Genomic DNA, 20,445 nt, shown 5'->3' on the forward strand with positions numbered 1-20,445 from the left:
AGAAGGGAGGAGACATGAACACATCGCCCGTTTCATCCGGCAACGCGCCGGTTATCAGCCGCTCGGCCGTCAACCGTGTGCTGGTCGCTTCGGTGGTCGGGACCGCCATCGAGTGGTACGACTTTTTTCTCTATGCCACCGCTTCGGCGCTGGTCTTCGCCAGGCTGTTCTTCCCCTCGTTCGATCCGGTGGTCGGCACCATTGCGGCGTTCGGGAGTTTTGCGGTCGGCTATCTCGCACGGCCTTTCGGCGCGGTGTTTTTCGGGCACTTTGGCGACCGCATCGGACGCAAGGCGACGCTCGTCGCGACGCTGACGATCATGGGCGTCGGCACCTTCGTGATCGGACTGCTGCCGACTTACGCCTCGATCGGCGTCTGGGCGCCGATCCTGCTGGTGGCGATGCGCTTTCTGCAAGGGCTTGGCGTGGGCGGCGAATGGGGCGGCGCGGTGCTGATGGTGGTAGAAACGGCGCCGGCCAGCAAGCGTGGCTTCTTCGGCGCGTTCCCGCAATTGGGCGTGCCGCTCGGGCTGATGCTCTCGACCGCGGTGTTCAAAGCCGTGTCGAGTCTGCCGTCGGACGCGTTCTATACCTGGGGATGGCGCCTGCCGTTCCTGCTGAGCGTCGCGCTGATCGCGATCGGCCTGTTTATCCGGCTGCGCGTCATGGAATCGCCGGTATTCGAACAGATCAAGGCGAGCAAGCAGGTCGTCAAGGCGCCGCTGATCGAATTGCTGCGCCGGCATCCGAAAGACCTCGTGCTGACGATCGGCACGCGCTTCGCGGTCGACATCACCTTCAACGTGATCAATGTGTTCGTGCTGGTCTATGGCACGACGCGGCTCGGCCTGCCGCGCGGACTCCTGCTGAACGCCATCATTCTCGGCTGCGCCTTCGCGCTGATCACGCTGCCATTGTTCGGCAAACTGTCGGATCTGATCGGACGCCGGACCGTCTTCATGTTCGGGGCGGTGTTCGTGGCGATCTACGGATTCGCGTTCTTTCCGTTGCTCGAGACACGCAATCCGACCTTGATTCTCGTGGCGTACGTCTGCGGTATCGCGTTAAGCCAGGCGTCCGTGTACGGCGTGCAATCGACGTGGTTTGCGGAGCTGTTCGGTACGCGGGTGCGCTATACGGGTGCGTCGCTGCCGTATCAGATCGCCGGCATCATCACGTCAGGGCCGACGCCATTGATCGCCACTTATCTGTTCGCCACGTATGGCCAGACGCTGCCCATTTCGATCTATATCGCGGCGACGGGGTTGCTGAGCCTGGTGTGCGCGTTTTTCCTCGCCGAGACTTTCAAGCGGGATCTGTCCGCGGAGCCGGAAGATGAAGCGGCCACCGCGCTGGGTGCGCATGCGTGCGCGCATTCGCCGCGTCCTTTGTCGCGCTGAGCGCTGGTGTTCTCCATCGCATTGCTCCGTCGTTACGATGGCTACACCTTCGCACCGCGCGTACGTGCGTTCAAGACGGGATGCGCTGACGAATACGAACTGTACGACGATGGCTCGGATGACCGCAATGAGACCAGGCGGATCAGCTGCAACCCGCGCTGATTAACCGTATCAAACTGCAGGAAAAGGGCGATCACCCCGGTTCCGGCTGTCTGAGGGGCCAAAGTTCGGGTTAGCCGGATTGCTGCTGTCGGATGCATCCCGCTGCGTACTGCGCAGATGAGGGAGCGCCCAGGGCGAGACTACCGCAGAGCCACGGGAGAACGTGGTGTTCCCCGTGGGGTCGCACAAGACTACGCGAACGACGAAAGATGTTGAGCAGCCAGATCGCTAGACTTGTTCACGTGCTCGGCCATCAGCCACTTGGCCAACGCATAGTCGCCAGTGCTGATCGCATTGAATATTGACTCGTGCTGAGTTTGCGCCTGCTTCAGTTGTTCAGGCGTGTACGCGTATCGTGACCGGTGGGTGATGGTGACCGCCAGTACCTGTCGCGTGATCGTCGTCAATATATGGCTGCCTGCTGCCACCAGAATTGTGTCGTGAAATTCGAGGTCCGCCTGGGCCTGTGCCAATGGCGACGATTGCGCGTCCAGAAGCTGGTACTTCGCCAAGGCTTCGCGGACTCTTTCCAGCTGTCGGTAACAAAATTGTGCAAACAGAGCGCGTGGAACTAAATAATCAACTTTCCACGATATGAGACGCCTCGTGCTGCGGGCGTTCCAGAGCGACAGCGCAGTCGGCACTGGTTGAAATGCGCACCAATCAGTTCCATTTTCTGGAACTAAATTTCGCGCATCTCTGCGCATGGAACTAAATTTTGCGCATCTCTGCGGGCTGACCTACACTCGGATTGCCTCTCTCCTGAATAGGATCCTGGAAAACCGGGCTTCATTTGGAGGTACGATGCCTAAGAGTCGCACCTTGCCGTCACGGCAGCGAGCGCGTGTGCTGCTCGCCTATCGTTCGCGTGGCAGAGCCAATCGAAATTTATGGCTTGTTTATAGCCTCAAAATGAACCGCGATTGGATCTTGGGCAGTGATCGCCATCTTGTGCATTGGATCCTCTTTCTTGAAACTAACCCTGACGTCCGGTCGTTTGCCTTAGAACCTGACGATAATCCTCCAGCAGGCGGATCGGAGGAGCTGGATTTTGACGCTGCAGCAGATCTGACGGCGGGTGGGCGTGAGTACCATAAGCTCCTGCTCGGAGCGACCGCTGAAGACCGAAGCGGTCTTCCCTTGGAGGTCAACGAGTCCGACAAAAAGAATGTACGCATCTTCACAGAGGGCGACCTTTCGGCGCGTGCCGAAGAGGCTATGAGGTGGCTGAAGGTTCTGTCTTACAGTGCCGCTATTCGCGATGAGGCGCAAACGGGGGCCAGTGAAACTGCGATCACAATCATGCGCGGGCTGGGCAGTGGCACCATTCGTGACGTAGTCCAAGCAATGCGGGATTTCGATTCCCAGATTGCCATTGGGATCATTTCCCGTATGGCGGTATTGGGTCACGTCGCGCTGGACCTTTCTACGGCGGGTTTCACATTTTCCTCCCCGTGGGTTTGGAGGGCAGCATTATGAAATGGTCGAAAAAGGCGGCCCGGGCGAATGTACTTCCACCCGATGAATGGCCGAAACTTGACTATTCCAAGCTGTCAAAGGAGGATCAGGAATTTCTCGAGAATAGGGAAAACGCGGTCCGAATGGTGATTGCAGGGAGAAAATATAAAGACATTCGAGACGTCACCGGGATAGGTAGAGACCAGGCCAGACGAATCACGATGCTTTGCCTTTCGCCCGCCAAAGACGGAAGGATTATGGGATTTCGGGGGCTGCTGCCGTTCACGCGATTGAACAACAATATCCGCAGAAATCCGATAGCTCCGAAACGGAGAGATCAACAGGGTGGGATGTCCTGCGCGTTGCAAAGCATTCTTGCTCGGTTCCCCGACCTTGAGCAGAAGATGATCAGGCAGATTCGTAAGGAGAAAGAGCAAGGGACGATTCCAGAGTTTAGAATCAAGGGAACCGACTTACATCGGATATTCACGGCGTTCCTAAAGGGCGCAGGCGTTGGTGAGAATGAATGGCCTTTTTCGGCGAAATATAACGGAAGGAAGAGCATTAATTTGTTTATGCGTGCCGTGCTCGAAAATGACGCCGCCGCGGCTGTGAGTGCGCGTGGTGAGAAGGACGCGAAAGCGCATTTTGCGACCGGTTCGGGAGTATCGCCCATAATTCCGTTTTCAGAGCCCTATGATGCCGTCGAGATTGACGCGCATCATATCGACGCGCTCTTCACAGTTGCGTTCAAAACTCCAATGGGGACGGAGGTCGAATCAGTCCTAGAAAGACTTTGGCTGATTGCTATAGTCGAACGACTGTCTACCGCTGTGCTCGCATATCGGGTTATTTATAGAACGGAAGTGACCGCTGTCGACGTTGCCGGATTGATTCGTGAGCTAAAGTCGAATCTGGTGTACGGGGGAGTTGAGGCGGGAAGTTGAAGGCGGTGGAGGTTTCAGCTGAGAATCTGATTGTCGAAGTCGGAAACCAGCAAACAACAAACCATCCACCATGAGCAAGGATACGGAAAAAGCAGTTGTCGGTCTATTGGGCGCCGGCCTGGGGCTGGACGATTTGGTTCGTCAAGGGGCACGGCAAGTGATTCAACAAGCGATTGAAGCGGAGCTGGCAGAGCTGATGGAGCGGTTCGCGAACGTCAAGACCATGCATGGACAGCGCGCGGTGGTCCGCAACGGCTACTTGCCGGAACGCGATGTGTTGACGGCGGCCGGGCCGATTCAGGTGAAGGTACCGAAGGTGCGTGATCGATCAGGATTCGGCGTGAAGTTCAACTCGACGATCGTGCCGCCGTACGTGAGGAAGTCGCCCCGCGTAAGCGCAGCCCTGCCGTGGCTGTATCTGAAGGGTATTTCGACGGGCGACATGGGCGAAGCGTTAAAGGTGCTCGTGGGCGATGACGCCAAGGGCTTGTCGGCCAACGTGGTGAGTCGGCTGAAGGCGCAATGGGCTGAAGATCATGCGGCCTGGAGCAAGCGGGACTTGTCGGAATCACACTATGTGTACTGGTGGGTGGACGGCATTCACACCGGGCTGCGCAGCGAGAACTCGGACGGTCAATGCTTGCTCGTGATCATCGGCGTGAGGCCGGATGGGAGCAAAGAGCGCGTGGCGATCGGCGATGGGTATCGCGAGACGAAAGCATCGTGGCTGGAACTGTTGCTCGACCTGAAAAAGCGCGGTCTGAAGGCGGGTCCACGGCTGGCGGTCGGCGACGGCGCGATGGGCTTCTGGGCGGCGCTGGAGGAAGTGTTTCCGACAACGCGTGGTCAGCGCTGTTGGTTTCACAAGATGGGCAACGTGCTCAACGCGCTGCCCAAGTCGCAGCAGGCGCGCGCGAAGGCCGACATGCAATCGATCTGGATGGCCGCGACGCGTGCCGAAGCCCATGCCGCGTTCGATCGTTTCGTGTCGATCTATGCGGCCAAATATCCGAAGGCGGCGGAGACGCTGAAGAAGGACCGAGAGAGCTTGCTGGCCTTCTACGAGTTCCCCGCCGAACATTGGCAGCATCTGCGTACCACCAACGCGATTGAATCGACGTTCGCGACGGTGCGCCACCGTACGACACGTACGCGTAACTGCGTGTCGCGACCTACCTTCCTCGGCCTGGCATTCAAGCTGATTGAGGAAGCCGAGAAAACTTGGCGCCGTATCAACGGCCCGGAAAAGATCAAGCTGTTGCTCGAGGGTGTGGCCTTCAAGGACGGCGAACCGGTGCAAGACGATCGACCGGTTCAGCAGAAACTCGCCGCTTGAAATCGACCGCCATCAAAATGTTCATACACCACTCTTGACGTTAGCTCTTGATTCGTGACGCGATAGGTAAGCGTTGGATACCGAAGGACCTAACAATAGGAGGGCTGAAATACCCTGCACGGGGTGGCTTCCCGAGCAGCGTGATACCCGAGGCCGATGGGGCCGTTTGGACGGTTACCATGTTCGATGGTGCTCTTGCGCATCTATCAAAGCTCGTGCATGACACGCTTCGCAGAGAGATCGGGTTTGTGATCAATTGGGGTCCGCCCGGCCACTTTGAACGTCGCCCAAACGTCGAACGGACGTTCAAACGGATTACTGACGATATATTTCTTCGTTTGCCATCTACGACAGGATCCGATCCGAAATCGGGGCGTGCGGACGACGCAGCCGGGGCGGCCATGCATTACCGAATTCGCGCCGATGATGTAGAACAACTATTAGACGTTGTGTTTGCCGAACACAATGGATTGCCCGGGCAAGGCAATTTCTACAATTCTCCGCTTGAGACGCTACAGTATTTTCTGAACGGCCCCTCGCCCAGAGTGATGCTCCGAAAGTTGCCGTTCGCGGGATCAACCCGTGCCCGTTTGCTGCTCAGGCGGGAGCTTTGCACTGTACGAGGCGGCGTCAAAAGCGGCCGGAAACCCTATATTCAGTTCGAAAATGTGCTCTATACCAGTCCGCTTCTGAGTACAAGTGTAAAGCTTGTCAATACCGAATTGACAATCTACGTTGACGATGAAGATCTTCGTACGGTCAAGGCATTCACGTCGAATGGATATGAACTCGGAATCCTGACCGCAACGCGTGGATGGAATCTGACCAAGCACAGCCTCGCAACGCGCAAAGCGATATTTCAGTTGGTAAGCAGACGGATCCTAGTTTTAAGTCAATCGGCTGATCCAGTGCAGGTTTACCTACTACATTTGGCAAAGCACGTTGAGAAGTCTAGCAAAGGTGGGAAAGGTTCCTTAAAAGATTCAACGGACCTTGCGCGAGTTGCGAAAGAGGCCGATGTGACTCCGACGTTGGCCAGCGCTTCTTCTGATGGAGTACCGATAGATCCTGCGGTTGAATCGACTGAAAGGTCGCACCTCCGCCTGGTCCCGCCATCGCAGAAACGGTACAAGGTTACGAACCGATAAAGAGGTACCACATGTCCATACCTTCCGACGACAAGCCACGTTCATTACCAGAAGAAAGGGCTTCAGAAAGCGATTTGCCTGGCACGGAGCAGGCAGCATCTGGCAATGCCCCGAAAGGCGATGAAACTGATGTAGTCCGTTCGTGGTCAATTGAGCGTCGTGACGAATGCCTGGCCGATCACCCAGTCGTAAAGCGGCGCTACACGATACCAACACCGATGGTGGTACACGCACACGAAGAATCGCGCGACCGGGTTTGGACGCGCAGAACCGGAATTGTGTTTTATGGCGAGCCGCGGGTTGGGAAGACAACTTGCGCCAGAAGCGTCATGTATTTGCTACGAGAAGAATTTGAATCGATCTATATTACGATGGCTAGTTGTCGACGTTCCAAAACCCCACGCGAAGGACTAATGTCGCGGCTGATCTTGGAGGGTAGTGACCACATACTCGCTGCCCGTTCAAAGCCTGATGACCTGTTCCAGACCGTAATTTCTGACCTTTTGACCAATGTGTCGCACCTGGGTGGCGACCAGTTTGTACTTATTCTGGACGAGGTCAATCTTTGCAACGAGTTAGACTTGACGGAGCTACTGCAAATTCACAATAAGCTTGAGATGAAGGGCGTCAAGATGACGACGATTTCGTTTGGACAATCAACAGTTCTGAACTTGATTTCCAGCCTGCGGATAAGTGAAGAGTTCCAAATAATCGCTCGCTTTTTTCGAAAACCTGTACCTTTTCTATGCTGTAATTCCGAGGAAACACTCGCCGCTGTGCTGCAGAGTCTTGACGAACAAACAGAGTGGCCAGAAGGGTCAGGCTGTAGCTATACCAATTTTTTCTTTCCGAAGGCATTCCGCGCAGGTTTCAGGCTCCATCAATACGCGAACCCTATCTGGAACGCTCTTGTGACCGCATCGCCAAGCAGGACTTGGGGCTTTACGATGGAGTCTATAACATTGACTGTAAATGGGATTTATATTGGAAAGAGGGGATTCGATTCGGCCGGGATGGTCCTTTCCCCCGAGGACATTGACAATGCGTTGTCATCGGCGGATATCTGATCGCCAATTTTCCAGACGACCTCGAGATTTATTGTGCGTGGGAGCATTACGCGAGCGTCTTACCACAAACACCGAGCGTCTAGACGCATCATTGATGTCTAATGAAGGCTTAGACTCTAGTTTCAAGTGCAACACCTGGAATAAGATAGGGTGTTGCGATGAAGAAATACAAGCATCTGAGCGCCGAAGAGCGCGCGGCCATCATGATCCAGAGGGCCAGGAACACGAGTGTCAGGGCGATTGCGAGATTGCTGGGTCGCAGTGCGTCGATGATCACGCGGGAGCTGGCGCGCAATCACACTGAATCGGCGCGCGGTTATGACGCGACGTGCGCGGCCCGAGCGTACCGCGCGGCGCCGTGAGCGCAGCCGGCGTCAACCGAAGCTGGCGGCCGGAAGTGCACTGTATTGGCAGGTGCATCATGATCTGGTTTATCGGCGCTGGTCGCCGCAGCAAATTGCTGCCAGACTTCGCCAGATGCATCCCGACAGCCCCAACGAACGTGTCAGTCACGAAACGATCTACGCCGCGATTTATACCCATCCTCGCGGTGGTTTGAAGCAGGCGATGATCGAAGCCCTGCGCCAGGAGAAGCCGGCGCGCGGCAACACGCGCAAGACGCTGGCGCGCCGCTGGAGTTTCGTGCCGGAGGAACTACGCATCATCCATCGGCCTGGGCAGATCGAAACGCCCCGGTGGCCGGGTCATTGGGAAGGCGATCTCATCAAAGGCGCTTTCAATCGTTCTTGCGTGGGCACGCTGGTCGAGCGCAAGACGCGGTTCGTGGTGCTGTGCCGCATGGGCGGCTGCACGGCTCAGGACGCGCTGGAAGGCTTCACGCGCCAAATGCAGAAGCTCCCGGCCTTTTTGCGTGAGAGTCTGACGTACGATCGCGGATCGGAAATGACCTGTCATGTCGAGTTGGCCAGGCGGCTGAATCTGGACATCTGGTTTGCGGATCGCTACGCTCCCTGGCAACGGGGCAGCAATGAGAACACGAACGGCCTGTTGCGTCAGTTTCTGCCCAAGGGCGCGGACCTGTCAGGCGTGACGCAGACGCACCTGAACGACATTGCCAGATTGATGAACGGCCGTCCTCGTCAAACCTCAACTGGAAAACTCCTGAAGAGGCGATGGCGATGGAATTGGCCGCCGCTGGATTGGCTAAACGTTGCACTTGATTCTTGAGACCGCCAGGGGACAACAAGTGTTGGCCCGCCTCCGTGCGCCGGATTTCTGGACTCCGATCGGTTTTCCCCGCGCGTCGCTGACGGGATAGATGTCTGGCTGCGCTTGAAGGCTCGATTTTATGCCGGGTTTGGATAATGGAGCGAACTTCGCAAGGGACGCCACATAATGAGCGCCTAACCTGGAGTGACAAAGGACCCGCGCCTTTCGAATCTGCGTGGAACTTACTGTTAAAGGTGCAGCTACTTAATGCCGTTGGTTTTGACGAACTGAGCCAACTGGGTCTAGTCTCTTACCGAGACGGTCAGACCCGTCGGCTGTTCACTTCCCACTCGGATTGGGACGTTCTACGCATCGCGTCTTGCCTGCACGTGGACATCTCGCGAATTCGCACGGCGTTTATTGACTGTCTAGGTTTTCCAGCACCCGAGGGTGGGCAGTACGCGGTACGCCATTGCCCTGACTGCATGGCGGTGAACTATCACTGCACATTGTTCAACTTGCCGATTGTTTCGCGTTGTCCTTGGCATGAGAAGGAATTGGTACACGGCTGCGATCGTTGCGGGAGGTCGCCAACACGTCGAGGTTGGCGACCCGGGAGAGACTTGCCGCGATGGAATTGCCCAGATTGCGGTTATGTTGTTGACCTCGACGCAGTCCGGAATGTAAATCGGATATCGGACGAGACAGAAAACGAAATTCGCGTTCACTGTCAACGCTTGATCGATTGGTGGACGACAATTCAACGGGCAGCCGGCGACGCATCGGCCCTGCTAGATCCGCTAGCGAATACCGTTCGGCCGTTTGACTGTGACTGGATGTGGCGACTCAACTGGGCGGCAGGAGTCTGCCTTCCGCCGCCAGGGTGGGGCATCACTCCCTCCACGTCTGCCGCCGGGTCCTTTCTGCGATTTCCTGTGCGAAAAGGAGCCCAGTGTCTGGACGCAGCGGAATATCACAGGGCCTACAGATTGGTCCGGAAGTGTATTTTTCGGCAATTCATTTTGCCGCATGCAGAATGCTTGACTGAATTGCAGGCGATGGACGCTTTCGAGAGGATATCGCTTGACCGCTCTACTCTATGCACTGTGTGCCTTGCCTTTCTGAGTTGGCGCGCGGCGCATGAGGGACAAATTGCAATTTTTGACCCCCTTGTTAAACGGGTTTCCCGTCCGCGGCTCGACGTCGTTGAATCTGTTGGCTCACTGGCGCCCGGCGGCAATTATGAGCTCCTCAACTTTGCGAATTTTCTCCGCATCTGGGCGCAAATAGAGCATTGCGCATCTGTGTCGGCATGCAAAATTGAATTATCAGCCGAAGGATCCGTGCTAAAGCGCATTCCACACGTTGTTGTCGGAAGCGAGGGGCATAAGGAGGTGGTTTGCCTGATTCCTTCTGCTGCGCAGTTTTCAGCGATCGCCTTGGAACGGTGTTCGAAGCGACGATCCAGCGGTATGCCGATGGCGCGGGCTCCCGCAGCGTATGCTCGCGCGCGCGGGGACGTGACGGACGAAAGCTTGCTGTTTGCCGCTCGCAATCATGAGTCGCAATTCCGCAACGCGTACCATTACGTGTATGTCTAGCCACAATGGATTCGGCCGGAAAGCAATGCAAGCCTTTGCGCCAGGTTGGCGATATCGGTGATGCCAATACGCGAATTCGATCAATTTTAGTCAGCACGTTATGTGCAGCGAGATTTGACGTAGCCGTGGGTCGGGTTATTGCCTATAGATGAGACTGATCGCCCGCGAAGATCTTGAGCCAGCGGGTCTCGGGTCAAGTTGTCGGAAAACTCCCCTCGACGAACGCCCGCGCCTCGCTCTGCCCGGTGCGCGCATAGGCGGCGGTGGTCTGCACCGACGCGTGCCCTAGCAGCGCCTGCGCGACCGGCAGCGGCACGCGGTGGTCGACCACGAGTGTACGGGCATAGCCATGGCGCAGCCAGTGCGTGGAGGCCCGTTCCAGTGCCGCGCGCATCGCGCTGTCTCCCATCGGCACGTGCGTAGCGGCCAGCGCAAACACGGCCCGCACCTCGTCATAAAGCCCACTCACGCCGAGCGCGCGACCTCGCTCGCTGTGGATCAGCGGTAATCGTTCGCCTGGCGGCGGCTCCGCGGGCAGCCCCCGCAAACGCCGGTACGTGCGCAGGGCCGGCAGGCAGGCCGACGGCAGGGGAATTGCGCGCTCCTTGCCGCCCTTGCCGGTGACGTGCAGCGTCCACTGCCGGGCCTCGTCGACATCGATCCGGGGCAGCGCCAGTTCCTCATGCCACACCAGTTCCGCGAGCCGCACGCCGCCATAGCGGTACAGCGCCCAGATCGCGCGACGCCTCATCCAGAGCACCGCCGGCAAATCGGGTGGCGCGTCACCGGCGGCGACGGCATCGCAGTGCGTGAGCGCGGCGGCCGGCAGGAACCGCACCGGGGTCCAGGTCAGGCGCGCGCGGCGCCCGGCGGCCAGTCCCTCGGCCGGATTGACGGTGAGATAGCCGGTGCGGTGCCACCACGCGAACAGGCTCGAGACGGCCGCGAGCGCGCGCGACACGCTCGCCGGCGCCGGCCGCGTGACGTGGCCTGCTGCGTCGTCGCGGGGCGCCTGCAGCGCGTCGCGGTACGCGATCAGGTCCTGCCGGGTGAGATCCGAGAAGGGACCGAGCCCCTCGCGCCGGCACCAGGCGGCGAGGCGCCGCAGTTCGGAGACGTAGGCGCGCAGCGTGTGCGGGGAGTGCGACGCGCGCTCGCGCAGGAACAGTTTCGCTGCCTGTGCGTCATCGGCGACACCGAGCGTGTTGGTGAGCCGTAGCGGATTTACAAAACGTCCGGCGCGCGCGAGCCACGCCGGCTCGACCCCGGCCGGCACTGGCGCGAGGTCCTCACTGTGAGGCCCAGTGCGTGCGACGCAGACACCGTCGTGTGCGTCATCCGGTGTGTTATCCGGTGCTGCGGGGCGGAAGCGCCAGCGGTGCTGCCGCAGGACGCGTTCGAGCACGGTAGCGGCGGAGGGCGCCGCGGCTTCCGGCACGACCTTGAGACGCCCGCGTTCCCAGTACTCGATGGCGGTGTCGTGCCCGAGCAGCAGCGCGAACACGGCGGGGTGCTCGCGCTTCGCGTCGGCCAGCGACGGGCAGCCACGCTTGAGTGCGGTGAGGGTCCAGCGGAGGTATAGCGGGTGGCCGAGTGCGTGCGCGAGGTACTCGAGCGCGGCCTCGACGGAATCGGGCAGACGCTGTGGGGGACGGCAGCCGGTATCGAGCCAGTCGGAGGGAATCATCGCGCTCTCCTCGGCGACGTGCTGGGGGCCGCCGTTGTCGTTCGGGTCGCGCTGCGCGCTGGCCGCCGGCCACCGGCAGTTTGCTTCTTTGCCGTCGCGGTGCCGACGAGCGCCAGCGTCTGCCGCTGCTGCTCCACCACGGTGGCGAGCGCGGCCGCCTCCGCCGCGGCGTGCTGCCGCGAATTTCGCTCCTCCGCCAGTTCGGTGAGCAGCCGATCCCGCAGCGATTCAAAGGCCGCGAGGCGCTCCGCCGCGCGAGCGATTTCCGCTTCGAGGCGCACGCGTTCGGTCTGGAACGTCTCGCGCTGGTGCGCCGTTTCCCGCAGCAACTGCTTCGAGAGGCCGTCATAGCGTGCCCGTTCGGCCGCCAGTCCGCTGGCATGCCGACGGGCGGACTCGGCCGTCGCTGTCTCAGCGTTCTTCAGCTGCGTCTGCAGCTGTCCCAGGGTGTTCTCGACAACAGCGGCACGTTTCTCGGCCGCCTCGAACGCGGCGCGGGCGACGGCCAGTTCCGCGTCGCGCGCACTGAGCTGGCTGCGCACGTCAGTGAGTTCGACCCGCAGCAGTTCGACCTTCAGCCCGGCGTTGCGCTGCGCCTCGGTGGCGGTTTCCACCCTGGCTTCGGTCTCGCGGCGCAGCTGGACAATACCCTCGAGTTGCGTCGCGACTGCGGCTTCCCACAGGGCACGCATCTGCGCAGCGATCGCCGGCGGCACGTCCGGCACGGCGAAGCCGGCGAGGCCTGCGTGGACGAGTTCGGCCTCGATGGCGTTCAGGTGCCGCGACAGCGTGGCGGGGTCACCGGCGCCCAGGCGCGCGCGCAGTTTGCGGACTGATACGATCCGGCGGAAACGGGCGTCGGAGGCAGGCGCGGTCTCGCCCGCCTCGGCGAGCATCGCGAGCACGGTGGTGCGGATCGCATCGGGGGTGACAGCGGCGGGGCGGGCCATGGCGGACTCCGGAAACCAGCACTGCAGCAGTGCAGCGCGCCAGGGGCGACGGGCGGAATCCGCGGCACGGGGCGCAGGGCGGGATTTCCAGTGTGGATTACGCACAGCGCTAACGCAAGAAAACCGCATTTGTCGCAGTTAAAAACGTGCCCGCCATGATAAACGCCCTTATCGCGGCTAATCCGCGCGCCAAGAGGCGATGCAACTGGGCGTATTTTCCGTCGGCCGGTTGGAAGTCCCAGTCGGACCACGCGGTTGGTATCAATGCCGCAACCCGCAACGGCCTGGCACTGGAGGTTGTCCTGTCCGGGCATCGGTCACGACTGCGGACGTTGAACGCTCATTGCGCGCGGGCCTGTGAATTGGGTAGGGGGCGGCTTCCTATCACCTTAACGGGGAATCCAGATGAACAAGCAGGAACTCGTTGACGCCGTCGCCGCGCAGACCGGTACCAGCAGGGCGTTGGCCGCCGAAACCCTCGATGCGCTGATCGGCACCATCACGACGGCGGTCATCCAGGGCGACACCGTGCAGCTGATCAGGTTTGGCTCGTTTTCAACGGGCGCGCGCGCAGCGCGGGTCGGCCGTAACCCGGCGACCGGTGCCGAGATCCAGATCGCTGCGGCGAAGACGGTCAAGTCAACGGCGGGCAAGGCGTTCAAGGATGCCGTGAACGGCGCCTGACAGCGGGCTACAGCGGGCCATGATCTGTTCGCGCGGCAGACGGCGGTGACGGATAGCTCGTCGCCGCGGGGCTCTGCATCAATGACTGATCAGGGCCGGACTGGCGCGGCCGCGTCATCAGCCGCCTCGTGTTGTATTGCCCAACTTATGCAACGAAATGCCGCCGTAAACAGAAGAAAACTTATATTAAGAGTGCTATTGGGCGCTCGTTATTTTGAGGGGAGTACATCTTCACGGATTGTTCTGCGGACCCCTTTGTGAGGGATGTGCCGGTGTTCACATCGACATAGTGTCGGTAACTCTCCTTACTCCGCCCGACGCCAGGCTGCGGCGCACAGATGCATCAGGAGTAAAGGTTTAGGAGAAAGCAAGAGAACAGGTCGCACGTCATCGCTGTACGCGTGGAGGCGGCGATCGAACAGCGATTGACGCAGTTGGCGGAAGTCACAGGCCGCAGCCAGTCGCATTTTCTCAAGCAGTTGATCGACAGGGGCATCGAAGCGATGGAAGACCAGTGGGTACCGCCGGAAGTAGTTGCGCAGGTCCGCAGCGATGCAATGCCAGCGCAGCAGATTGCACGACCTTGGATCTGTTTGGGGATCCAGTTTGCGAGTAGTGAGCACGGTCGCACAGTATATCCGTGAGGGACCGGCGGCGAGATACAGCATGGAAGCATGGTGCCACCATGCAGCGCAAGCGGCCGGCCGACGTACGGTCGCCTTCGTCCGTCGCTCGGCTTTGTCGTCGCCAATCGAGCTTATGTAAGAGTGGCTCGAGGCCCGGCATGCAAAGGATACGGCAGCATAACCCGCGTCCTCTGGAAAGCGAAGTACGGCGCGAAGCTCAGGAGATTCATTCGTCACCTCCACCGACGCGCGTTTCGAAAAGGTTGGTGCAGGCGGCCGTCCTCCGCCAATTTTTAGCCTCCTCCAGAGAATTAATGAACGCCGTTGCCGTTGTTGTTGACGCCGCTATTGGACTGAAAAGCCCCCGGCAAACGTTTCACGAAGATACTTGACGAACAGTGCGACGGCACGCGGCACGTGAGGCGCGTAGGGTCGGACGACATAGAGCTGTTCGGCGAAGGCCCCAACGGGGCGCCAATCCGGCAAAAGGACGACCAGTTTGCCTGCTCGAATGGCCGTCTCGGCGGTAAAGTCAGGGAGGAGTGCGATGCCCATATCATCAAGCGCGGCGTCTCGCAAAGCCTCGCTGTTGTTGGCTGAAAACTGCCCGTTTACCGTGACCGTGACTGGTCCGGCATCTGATTTGCGTGCCGTCCTGCGGTCAAATGACCAGATTCCTGCACCTAGCGCACGGGGGTAAAACAGGCAACTGTGAGACGCCAGGTCCGCGGGGGATTCTGGAAGGCCTCGCCGCTTGACGTAAGCCCGCGTCGCAACGATCACAGAGCGTGTTTCGCACAGTTTCCAGGCGACATGTGTTTCCGGTACCTGTGCGCTATGCCTGACTGCGAGATCGAATCCTTCAGTGGCAATCGAACTGAGTCGGTCGGACACTTCGAGTTGCAGGCGGACTTGAGGATTCGCCCGCAGAAAGTCCGACACTTTCGGCACTAGTTGCTGTCGGGCAAATGCCACAGGCGCTGTCACCCGGATTAATCCGCGTGCCACGCCGGCCATTTCCCGGACCGTCGCGAAACTGGTCGCGATGTGTTCGTACTCTCCCCGTATGTTTTCAACGAGCCGCTGTCCGGCTTCGGTGAAGCGCACGCTACGCGTAGTTCGCTGTACCAGTGAAACGCCCGCGACGCGTTCCAGCTCCGCGATGCGCTGGCTCATCGCCGCCTTGCTTACCCCGAGGCGAGCCGCGGCGGCAGTATAGCTTCCTTGTTCCGCAAGCACAGTCAACCAGTGCAAATGCATCCAGAGGCCCTCGACCTTTTCGATATCCATGAGTGTATTGTTCACTATTCAAAACAGTCATTTCAATCTTAGCGCCTTTGCAGGGTCAATGGTTCTTCATACACTGCTTCATCGAAACCAAAACTAGAGGAGTCGACATGCAAGCGTTTAACGATACGACCGATGTGGCGCATTTCATTCACGGTGAAGTAGTCCGTGGGTCGGGGCAGCGAACCCAGCCTATCTTCAATCCTGCGACGGGCGAGCGTCCGCGTCAGTTGTTGTTGGGCGAGGTGGCCGATGTCGGCACGGCGGTCGCAAGTGCGAAGGCCGCCTTTCCAAAGTGGAGCAACACGCCCCCGATCCGCCGTGCCCGCGTGATGCTGCGTTTCCTCGAACTGATGAACAGGCATAGCAACGAACTGGCCGCGATCATCACAGCCGAACACGGCAAAGTGTTTTCCGACGCACAGGGCGAGGTGGCACGCGGCATCGACGTGATCGAATTTTCCTGCGGTATTCCGCAATTGCTCAAGGGTGACTATACCGAACAGGTTTCGACGGGAATGGACAACTGGACGGTTCGTCAGGCTCTCGGCGTTGTAGCCGGCATTACACCGTTCAACTTCCCGTGCATGGTGCCGTGCTGGATGTTCCCGGTTGCGATTGCCGCCGGTAACGCTTTCATCCTGAAGCCGAGCGAACGTGACCCATCCGCTTCGTTGTTCATGGCGAAGTTGCTGAAGGAAGCAGGACTGCCCGATGGCATTTTCAATGTGGTTCAAGGCGACAAGGTCGTCGTCGATGCGCTGCTCGCCCATCCGGACGTCAAGGCTGTGAGTTTCGTAGGTTCCACTCCGATCGCAAAATATATCTACGAGACCGGCGCAAGGAATGGCAAGCGCGTACAGGCACTCGGCGGTGCAAAAAACCATATGGTGGTGATGCCCGATGCGGACCTCGATCAGGCTGTCGATGCGCTGGTGGGCGCCGGATATGGGTCAGCCGGAGAACGCTGCATGGCGATTTCGGTCGCGGTTCTGGTCGGTGACGTCGCCGACAAGATCATTCCGCGCCTGGCCGAACGCGCACGCAACCTGGTCGTGAAGAACGGCATGGAGCCCGACGCCGAAATGGGCCCTATCGTCACACGTCAGGCACTGGAGCGCATCGAGGGCTACATCGCGACGGGCGTCGACGAAGGCGCAAAGCTGGTGGTCGACGGTCGCGGTCTCAAGGTCGAGGGACATGAGGACGGCTTCTTCACCGGCGGCACGCTGTTCGACAACGTCACGCCTGACATGCGCATCTACAAGGAAGAGATCTTCGGACCGGTTCTCGCGTGCGTTCGCGTCAACGATTTCACTGAGGCCGTCGATCTGATCAATGCGCATGAGTTCGGCAACGGCGTCGCATGCTATACGCGCGACGGTCATATCGCACGCGAATTTGGCCGTCGGATCGAGGTAGGCATGGTCGGCATCAACGTGCCAATTCCGGTTCCGATGGCCTGGCATGGGTTCGGCGGCTGGAAGCGCAGCCTGTTCGGCGATACGCACGCGTACGGTGAAGAAGGCGTCCGGTTCTATACGAAGCAAAAATCCATCATGCAACGCTGGCCGGAAAGCATCGAAAAGGGCGCTGAGTTCGCGATGCCGACAGCGAAGTAAGGCCGACGCGCGTTGCTTTAGTCAGTCACGCGCCGCGCGATGTTACTGCGTGGCGCTTTTTTTGCCCGTTTCGAGGCGGCTGGATCATTTCCGCCGATGTGTGGTGCCCGGCGCGATCGGAGGCCACGAGTATCGCACCGAACCGGGTAGGGCTGGCTGATACGTTAGAACGTGACTGACAGCTTTGCCTGCGAACGTAGTGAACTGGCTATGGCCGCAACGCGGGTCGCTGCTCGACGTGCCGCCCGAAGCAGGATCGTCGATGGTGCTCGCGCCATACTGGCCGCCGTTCAGGCCCCGATTCGAGATTGCGTTGTTGCGAAGATAGCCGACTTCCGAGCACAAGAGCGTCTGCTTCGACAGGCTGTATGTGCTGGCGAGCGTGACCATCGCCGCATTGCCGTTGCCATGGTTTGCGTTCGCGTGATAGACCGCGTCCGTTAGCGTCGCAGGATTCACCTGCCCCGTCATGCCGAGCCAGACGGGATCGACCGCAGTGGGCAGCGAGACGCCCCCAAGCCGCGCCGTCGGCGTTGCGCTACCGCAATAGCCTGCGTCAGAAGATTCCGGCGCGCCCGGATACTGGTAGCCTGCATCGAACTTCAGCGCGCCAAGCGCGGTAGGGGCCCGCCGGCCGAAATCGATCGAGATGCCGTGTAGACGCTTGCCGAAGCGGCCGTTTGCGTCGCGAATCTCGTCCTAGATCACCTGCAGGGTCAGGGACCGGTCCCGTACTGGACTTTGATGCCGTCAGAGGGCATTGTCAGGTTGGCGGATACCGGCTGAATCGGAGTGAAAGTGCATTGGTATCCTAATCACTTGGTATTGATGCAGGCTTCGTCCACACTCCAGCGTTGCCATGCCGCCAGGCGCGCCTTGACTTCGATACGATGACACGAGGCATTCATCCGGTGTCTGGGCAACGCGAAGTGCTGGCGGATCGGTCCGAAGCTGGAAAGAAATGCCTGCGTGTGTTGGGGGTCGCGAACCCCCCATCTGGCGTTCTCGTCGGCGGGTGGGCTGGTGGCGATTCTCTGCGCGGTTGTTAACGCGCTGCCGCCTTGACGAATACATGCCTGACGTGAGCGAGCTCCGGGATCTCCGCCTTCGCGGCAGGATAGCTGCGCAACTGGTCGGTCACGATCTTGCACGGCATCGGGTTTGAACGCAGCACCCGCCTGAAGAAGCTCTTGGCCACCGCCTTGTCGCGCCGCTTCTGAACCAGCACGTCAAGCTCGGCACCATGCTCGTCGACCGCACGCCACAACAGATAGGGCTCGCCACGCAGCGTCACGAACATCTCATCCAGATGCCAGGTGCTGCCGGGCTTGGGTCGGGCGGCCCTGGCCTGACGGGCAAACACCGCGCCGAATTTCTCGCACCAGCAGCAGATCGTCTCGTAGGTCACGACGATGCCCCGTTCGAACAGCAGTTGCTCGATGTCGCGCAGGCTCAGGCTGAACCTGAAATACCAGCGAACCGCGCAGCTGATGACGACGGCGGGAAAACGGTGGCCCTGATAGAGCGATCTCGTCTTTTTCATCGCAACATCTTACCCAACCCGGCGGCTATATGATTATCAAATGCCACGCCAGCACGTCACGCCATGCTCGTGAGGCAGTGACTCTCAGTCTGCCAGTTTTTCGCGTGCGGCCGCTAGATTCATCGATGCGCGTACAGGCCTTACCTCACAGACCAGAAGTTGAGTATCTCGTGTCCAACTAGCGTAAAGCCGGGGCTGCCACGTAGGTGACAGACGGCAGGACGAATGGCTGGACTTATTGGCTCGCTCAACCGCGACGCCTACACGACGGGAACATTGAGGGTTATCTTGACGCGCTCCATCGCAACGAAAGTACGGAAGCTCTTGACGTTTCCTTCAGCGAAGAACAACGAGCGAGTCAAAGCCGTGTACTCAGCCATATCGCGACAGCAAAGAATCAAGATGAAGTCGACGTCGCCGGTGACGTAGTAGCACTGTTGGACCTGTTCGCACGCTTCGAATCGGGCTCGCATCTCGTCTAACAACTCGATGGCTTCATTCTCGGCGGACACGTGTGCGATGACCGTGATCCGTGTCCCCAAAGCGTCGGGGTTTAAGACACTGCGATCCGATGCGATCACCCCCGTACCCCGCAAGCGTTGCAGACGCCGCGCGACGGACGGCACTGAGAGATTGATCTGCTGGCCTATTTCTCGGTGCGGAGTCTGGTTGTTGCGCTGCACAATCTCCAGAATCTTTAGATCAAAGTCGTCCAGTTCTAAGCTAGATCGGCGGGTAGGCATGAGAAATTTTCTCGTTTAACTGGCAAAAATAGATAACTTTTAAATTCGACGGCGAAATAAACTTTCTTCATCAAGCGTTATATCACACCGGTTGGCTGAAGACGAATCCTCGCTCCAGCTCATCGTGTACCGGCAGCGCTTGCTTTTCCACGCGACACACATGGAGTCCAGCATGAAGAATCGTTCGTCCGCAGGCTTACTGAAACTGGCTGCATTTGCCGCAGCGTCTGCCTTGGCATGCGGCGCCGCGAACGCCGCGGCTACGCTGACTCCCGGCGTGCTGTCGGTAGGCAGCGACATGACGCTGCCGCCTCACACCTATCTCGATCACGGCAAACCGGCCGGCTTTGATCCGGAGTTTGTCGGCAAGGTCGCCTCTTACATGAACGACACGACGAAGTTTGTCGACACGCGATTTGCGAATCTGATTCTGGGCGTTACGGGCGGGCGTTACGACATCGTTGCATCGGCCCTGTACGTCACGCCGGAGCGCACCAAGGTCGTCGACTTCGTGCCGTACTTTATGACCGGCGGTTCCATCATGGTTAGCTCAACGGGTGGGCTGAACCCCAAGACCGTTGGCGATCTGTGCGGAAAGCGAATCGGCTCGATCAAGGGCGCAGCATGGATCAAATACATCAATGCCGCGTCAGATAAGGCTTGCGTTGCTCAAGGCAAACCGGCCGTTCAGGTGCGCGAGTACGACACATCCGCTGAGACGGCTCAAGCCATCCTTTCGCAAGGCATCGACGCACAGTACGAAGACGTGTCGATCGCGGGCCTCATCGTCGACAAGTCCGGCGGCCGTTTAAAGATCACGTCGAACGGTCCGCTCGATCCCGTCGTATGTGGACTCGCGATGAAGAAAGGCAACACAGAACTCAAGTCTCAAATCGAATCTGCAATCGCTCAGATGAAGGCAAAGGGCGAATATCAGGCGCTTCTGAAGAAATACAACGTTGCTGCACCGACCGAGGCCGAAATCGCCAAGGCGATGGGAACCGCACAGTAATA

Annotated in this window: 18 protein-coding genes and 2 pseudogenes; 11 read left to right on the forward strand and 9 right to left on the reverse strand. The window is 59.3% G+C overall.

Annotation, left to right across the window (positions count from 1 at the left end; translation table 11 throughout):
- The first annotated feature begins 14 nt into the window (after positions 1-14).
- Complete coding sequence (locus OKW35_RS36485) at positions 15-1,400, forward strand: MFS transporter (RefSeq protein ID WP_090812492.1); 1,386 nt, start codon at positions 15-17, stop codon at positions 1,398-1,400.
- Between the two features lie 353 nt (positions 1,401-1,753).
- Here OKW35_RS36485 and OKW35_RS36490 read toward each other — a convergent pair whose 3' ends face one another.
- Positions 1,754-2,269 carry a FadR/GntR family transcriptional regulator gene (locus OKW35_RS36490; RefSeq protein WP_429554591.1) on the reverse strand — a complete coding sequence of 172 codons (516 nt, stop codon included), beginning with the start codon at positions 2,267-2,269 and terminating at the stop codon, positions 1,754-1,756.
- Positions 2,270-2,408: 139 nt separating this feature from the next.
- Between OKW35_RS36490 and OKW35_RS36495 the strand changes: the two genes are divergently transcribed.
- The 7 genes and pseudogenes from OKW35_RS36495 (at position 2,409) to OKW35_RS36525 (ending at position 10,289) form a co-directional block, all read left to right on the forward strand.
- On the forward strand, positions 2,409-3,041 hold the full coding sequence (locus OKW35_RS36495; protein ID WP_429554592.1) for a hypothetical protein: 633 nt from the start codon (positions 2,409-2,411) through the stop codon (positions 3,039-3,041).
- A complete protein-coding gene (locus OKW35_RS36500; RefSeq protein ID WP_429554593.1) occupies positions 3,038-3,967 on the forward strand; it encodes a hypothetical protein in 930 nt (309 codons plus the stop codon). The genes OKW35_RS36495 and OKW35_RS36500 overlap by 4 nt, the downstream gene beginning before the upstream one ends.
- A 70-nt stretch (positions 3,968-4,037) precedes the next feature.
- On the forward strand, positions 4,038-5,303 hold the full coding sequence (locus OKW35_RS36505; RefSeq protein ID WP_090812446.1) for an IS256 family transposase: 1,266 nt from the start codon (positions 4,038-4,040) through the stop codon (positions 5,301-5,303).
- Positions 5,304-5,482: 179 nt separating this feature from the next.
- Positions 5,483-6,451 (forward strand): hypothetical protein, encoded by a 969-nt coding sequence (locus OKW35_RS36510; RefSeq protein WP_429554594.1) that lies wholly within the window; start codon positions 5,483-5,485, stop codon positions 6,449-6,451.
- A gap of 11 nt (positions 6,452-6,462) precedes the next feature.
- Positions 6,463-7,518: an ATP-binding protein gene (locus tag OKW35_RS36515; protein ID WP_429554595.1), complete on the forward strand. Its 1,056-nt coding sequence runs from the start codon at positions 6,463-6,465 to the stop codon at positions 7,516-7,518.
- Positions 7,519-7,676: 158 nt separating this feature from the next.
- A pseudogene (locus tag OKW35_RS36520) lies at positions 7,677-8,699 on the forward strand (IS30 family transposase).
- Between the two features lie 1,029 nt (positions 8,700-9,728).
- Positions 9,729-10,289 (forward strand): hypothetical protein, encoded by a 561-nt coding sequence (locus OKW35_RS36525; protein ID WP_429554596.1) that lies wholly within the window; start codon positions 9,729-9,731, stop codon positions 10,287-10,289.
- Between the two features lie 193 nt (positions 10,290-10,482).
- Here the strand turns inward: OKW35_RS36525 and OKW35_RS36530 are convergent, their stop codons facing one another.
- Both OKW35_RS36530 and OKW35_RS36535 read right to left on the reverse strand, forming a co-directional pair.
- The gene (locus tag OKW35_RS36530; protein ID WP_429554597.1) at positions 10,483-11,976 is read right to left on the reverse strand and encodes a tyrosine-type recombinase/integrase; all 1,494 of its coding nucleotides are present in this window, start codon (positions 11,974-11,976) and stop codon (positions 10,483-10,485) included.
- Complete coding sequence (locus OKW35_RS36535) at positions 11,973-12,926, reverse strand: DNA-binding protein (protein ID WP_429554598.1); 954 nt, start codon at positions 12,924-12,926, stop codon at positions 11,973-11,975. Before OKW35_RS36535 ends, OKW35_RS36530 begins: the two co-directional genes overlap by 4 nt.
- A gap of 405 nt (positions 12,927-13,331) precedes the next feature.
- On the opposite strand from OKW35_RS36535, the gene OKW35_RS36540 reads away from it, so the two are divergent.
- Positions 13,332-13,610, forward strand: coding sequence for an HU family DNA-binding protein (locus OKW35_RS36540; protein ID WP_429554599.1), 279 nt, complete (start codon positions 13,332-13,334; stop codon positions 13,608-13,610).
- A 305-nt stretch (positions 13,611-13,915) separates the two neighbouring features.
- Here OKW35_RS36540 and OKW35_RS36545 read toward each other — a convergent pair whose 3' ends face one another.
- Positions 13,916-14,278, reverse strand: coding sequence for a hypothetical protein (locus tag OKW35_RS36545; RefSeq protein WP_429554600.1), 363 nt, complete (start codon positions 14,276-14,278; stop codon positions 13,916-13,918).
- A gap of 303 nt (positions 14,279-14,581) precedes the next feature.
- Complete coding sequence (locus tag OKW35_RS36550) at positions 14,582-15,526, reverse strand: LysR family transcriptional regulator (protein WP_429554601.1); 945 nt, start codon at positions 15,524-15,526, stop codon at positions 14,582-14,584.
- Between the two features lie 107 nt (positions 15,527-15,633).
- Here OKW35_RS36550 and OKW35_RS36555 point away from each other — a divergent pair, with 107 nt between their 5' ends.
- A complete protein-coding gene (locus tag OKW35_RS36555) occupies positions 15,634-17,145 on the forward strand; it encodes a CoA-acylating methylmalonate-semialdehyde dehydrogenase (RefSeq protein WP_429554602.1) in 1,512 nt (503 codons plus the stop codon).
- Between the two features lie 84 nt (positions 17,146-17,229).
- Here OKW35_RS36555 and OKW35_RS36560 read toward each other — a convergent pair whose 3' ends face one another.
- The 4 genes and pseudogenes from OKW35_RS36560 to OKW35_RS36575 form a co-directional block, all read right to left on the reverse strand.
- Positions 17,230-17,604, reverse strand: coding sequence for a hypothetical protein (locus OKW35_RS36560; protein ID WP_429554603.1), 375 nt, complete (start codon positions 17,602-17,604; stop codon positions 17,230-17,232).
- 356 nt (positions 17,605-17,960) lie between these two features.
- Positions 17,961-18,688, reverse strand: a pseudogene (locus OKW35_RS36565) (IS6 family transposase).
- Between the two features lie 260 nt (positions 18,689-18,948).
- Positions 18,949-19,431 (reverse strand): Lrp/AsnC family transcriptional regulator, encoded by a 483-nt coding sequence (locus OKW35_RS36570; protein WP_121325548.1) that lies wholly within the window; start codon positions 19,429-19,431, stop codon positions 18,949-18,951.
- A gap of 39 nt (positions 19,432-19,470) precedes the next feature.
- Positions 19,471-19,731, reverse strand: a complete 261-nt coding sequence (locus OKW35_RS36575; RefSeq protein ID WP_429554604.1) for a hypothetical protein — start codon at positions 19,729-19,731, stop codon at positions 19,471-19,473.
- On the opposite strand from OKW35_RS36575, the gene OKW35_RS36580 reads away from it, so the two are divergent.
- Positions 19,730-20,443, forward strand: a complete 714-nt coding sequence (locus tag OKW35_RS36580; RefSeq protein ID WP_429554605.1) for a transporter substrate-binding domain-containing protein — start codon at positions 19,730-19,732, stop codon at positions 20,441-20,443. The two genes, OKW35_RS36575 and OKW35_RS36580, sit on opposite strands and share 2 nt — an antisense overlap.
- Positions 20,444-20,445 lie beyond the last annotated feature (2 nt).

Origin of the sequence: Paraburkholderia sp. MM5477-R1 (assembly GCF_050436385.1) — a bacterium.
GTDB classification, from domain to species: Bacteria; Pseudomonadota; Gammaproteobacteria; order Burkholderiales; family Burkholderiaceae; genus Paraburkholderia; species Paraburkholderia tuberum.

What these genes read in the sequence shown, in the direction of transcription:
- OKW35_RS36485 (WP_090812492.1), top strand. Translation starts at nt 15, where the DNA reads ATGAACACATCGCCCGTTTCATCCGGCAACGCGCCGGTTATCAGCCGC.
- OKW35_RS36490 (WP_429554591.1), bottom strand. Translation starts at nt 2,269, where the DNA reads ATGCGCAGAGATGCGCGAAATTTAGTTCCAGAAAATGGAACTGATTGG.
- OKW35_RS36500 (WP_429554593.1), top strand. Translation starts at nt 3,038, where the DNA reads ATGAAATGGTCGAAAAAGGCGGCCCGGGCGAATGTACTTCCACCCGAT.
- OKW35_RS36505 (WP_090812446.1), top strand. Translation starts at nt 4,038, where the DNA reads ATGAGCAAGGATACGGAAAAAGCAGTTGTCGGTCTATTGGGCGCCGGC.
- OKW35_RS36510 (WP_429554594.1), top strand. Translation starts at nt 5,483, where the DNA reads ATGTTCGATGGTGCTCTTGCGCATCTATCAAAGCTCGTGCATGACACG.
- OKW35_RS36515 (WP_429554595.1), top strand. Translation starts at nt 6,463, where the DNA reads ATGTCCATACCTTCCGACGACAAGCCACGTTCATTACCAGAAGAAAGG.
- OKW35_RS36530 (WP_429554597.1), bottom strand. Translation starts at nt 11,976, where the DNA reads ATGATTCCCTCCGACTGGCTCGATACCGGCTGCCGTCCCCCACAGCGT.
- OKW35_RS36535 (WP_429554598.1), bottom strand. Translation starts at nt 12,926, where the DNA reads ATGGCCCGCCCCGCCGCTGTCACCCCCGATGCGATCCGCACCACCGTG.
- OKW35_RS36540 (WP_429554599.1), top strand. Translation starts at nt 13,332, where the DNA reads ATGAACAAGCAGGAACTCGTTGACGCCGTCGCCGCGCAGACCGGTACC.
- OKW35_RS36545 (WP_429554600.1), bottom strand. Translation starts at nt 14,278, where the DNA reads ATGCTGTATCTCGCCGCCGGTCCCTCACGGATATACTGTGCGACCGTG.
- OKW35_RS36550 (WP_429554601.1), bottom strand. Translation starts at nt 15,526, where the DNA reads ATGGATATCGAAAAGGTCGAGGGCCTCTGGATGCATTTGCACTGGTTG.
- OKW35_RS36555 (WP_429554602.1), top strand. Translation starts at nt 15,634, where the DNA reads ATGCAAGCGTTTAACGATACGACCGATGTGGCGCATTTCATTCACGGT.
- OKW35_RS36570 (WP_121325548.1), bottom strand. Translation starts at nt 19,431, where the DNA reads ATGCCTACCCGCCGATCTAGCTTAGAACTGGACGACTTTGATCTAAAG.
- OKW35_RS36580 (WP_429554605.1), top strand. Translation starts at nt 19,730, where the DNA reads ATGACGCTGCCGCCTCACACCTATCTCGATCACGGCAAACCGGCCGGC.
- OKW35_RS36575 (WP_429554604.1), bottom strand. Translation starts at nt 19,731, where the DNA reads ATGTCGCTGCCTACCGACAGCACGCCGGGAGTCAGCGTAGCCGCGGCG.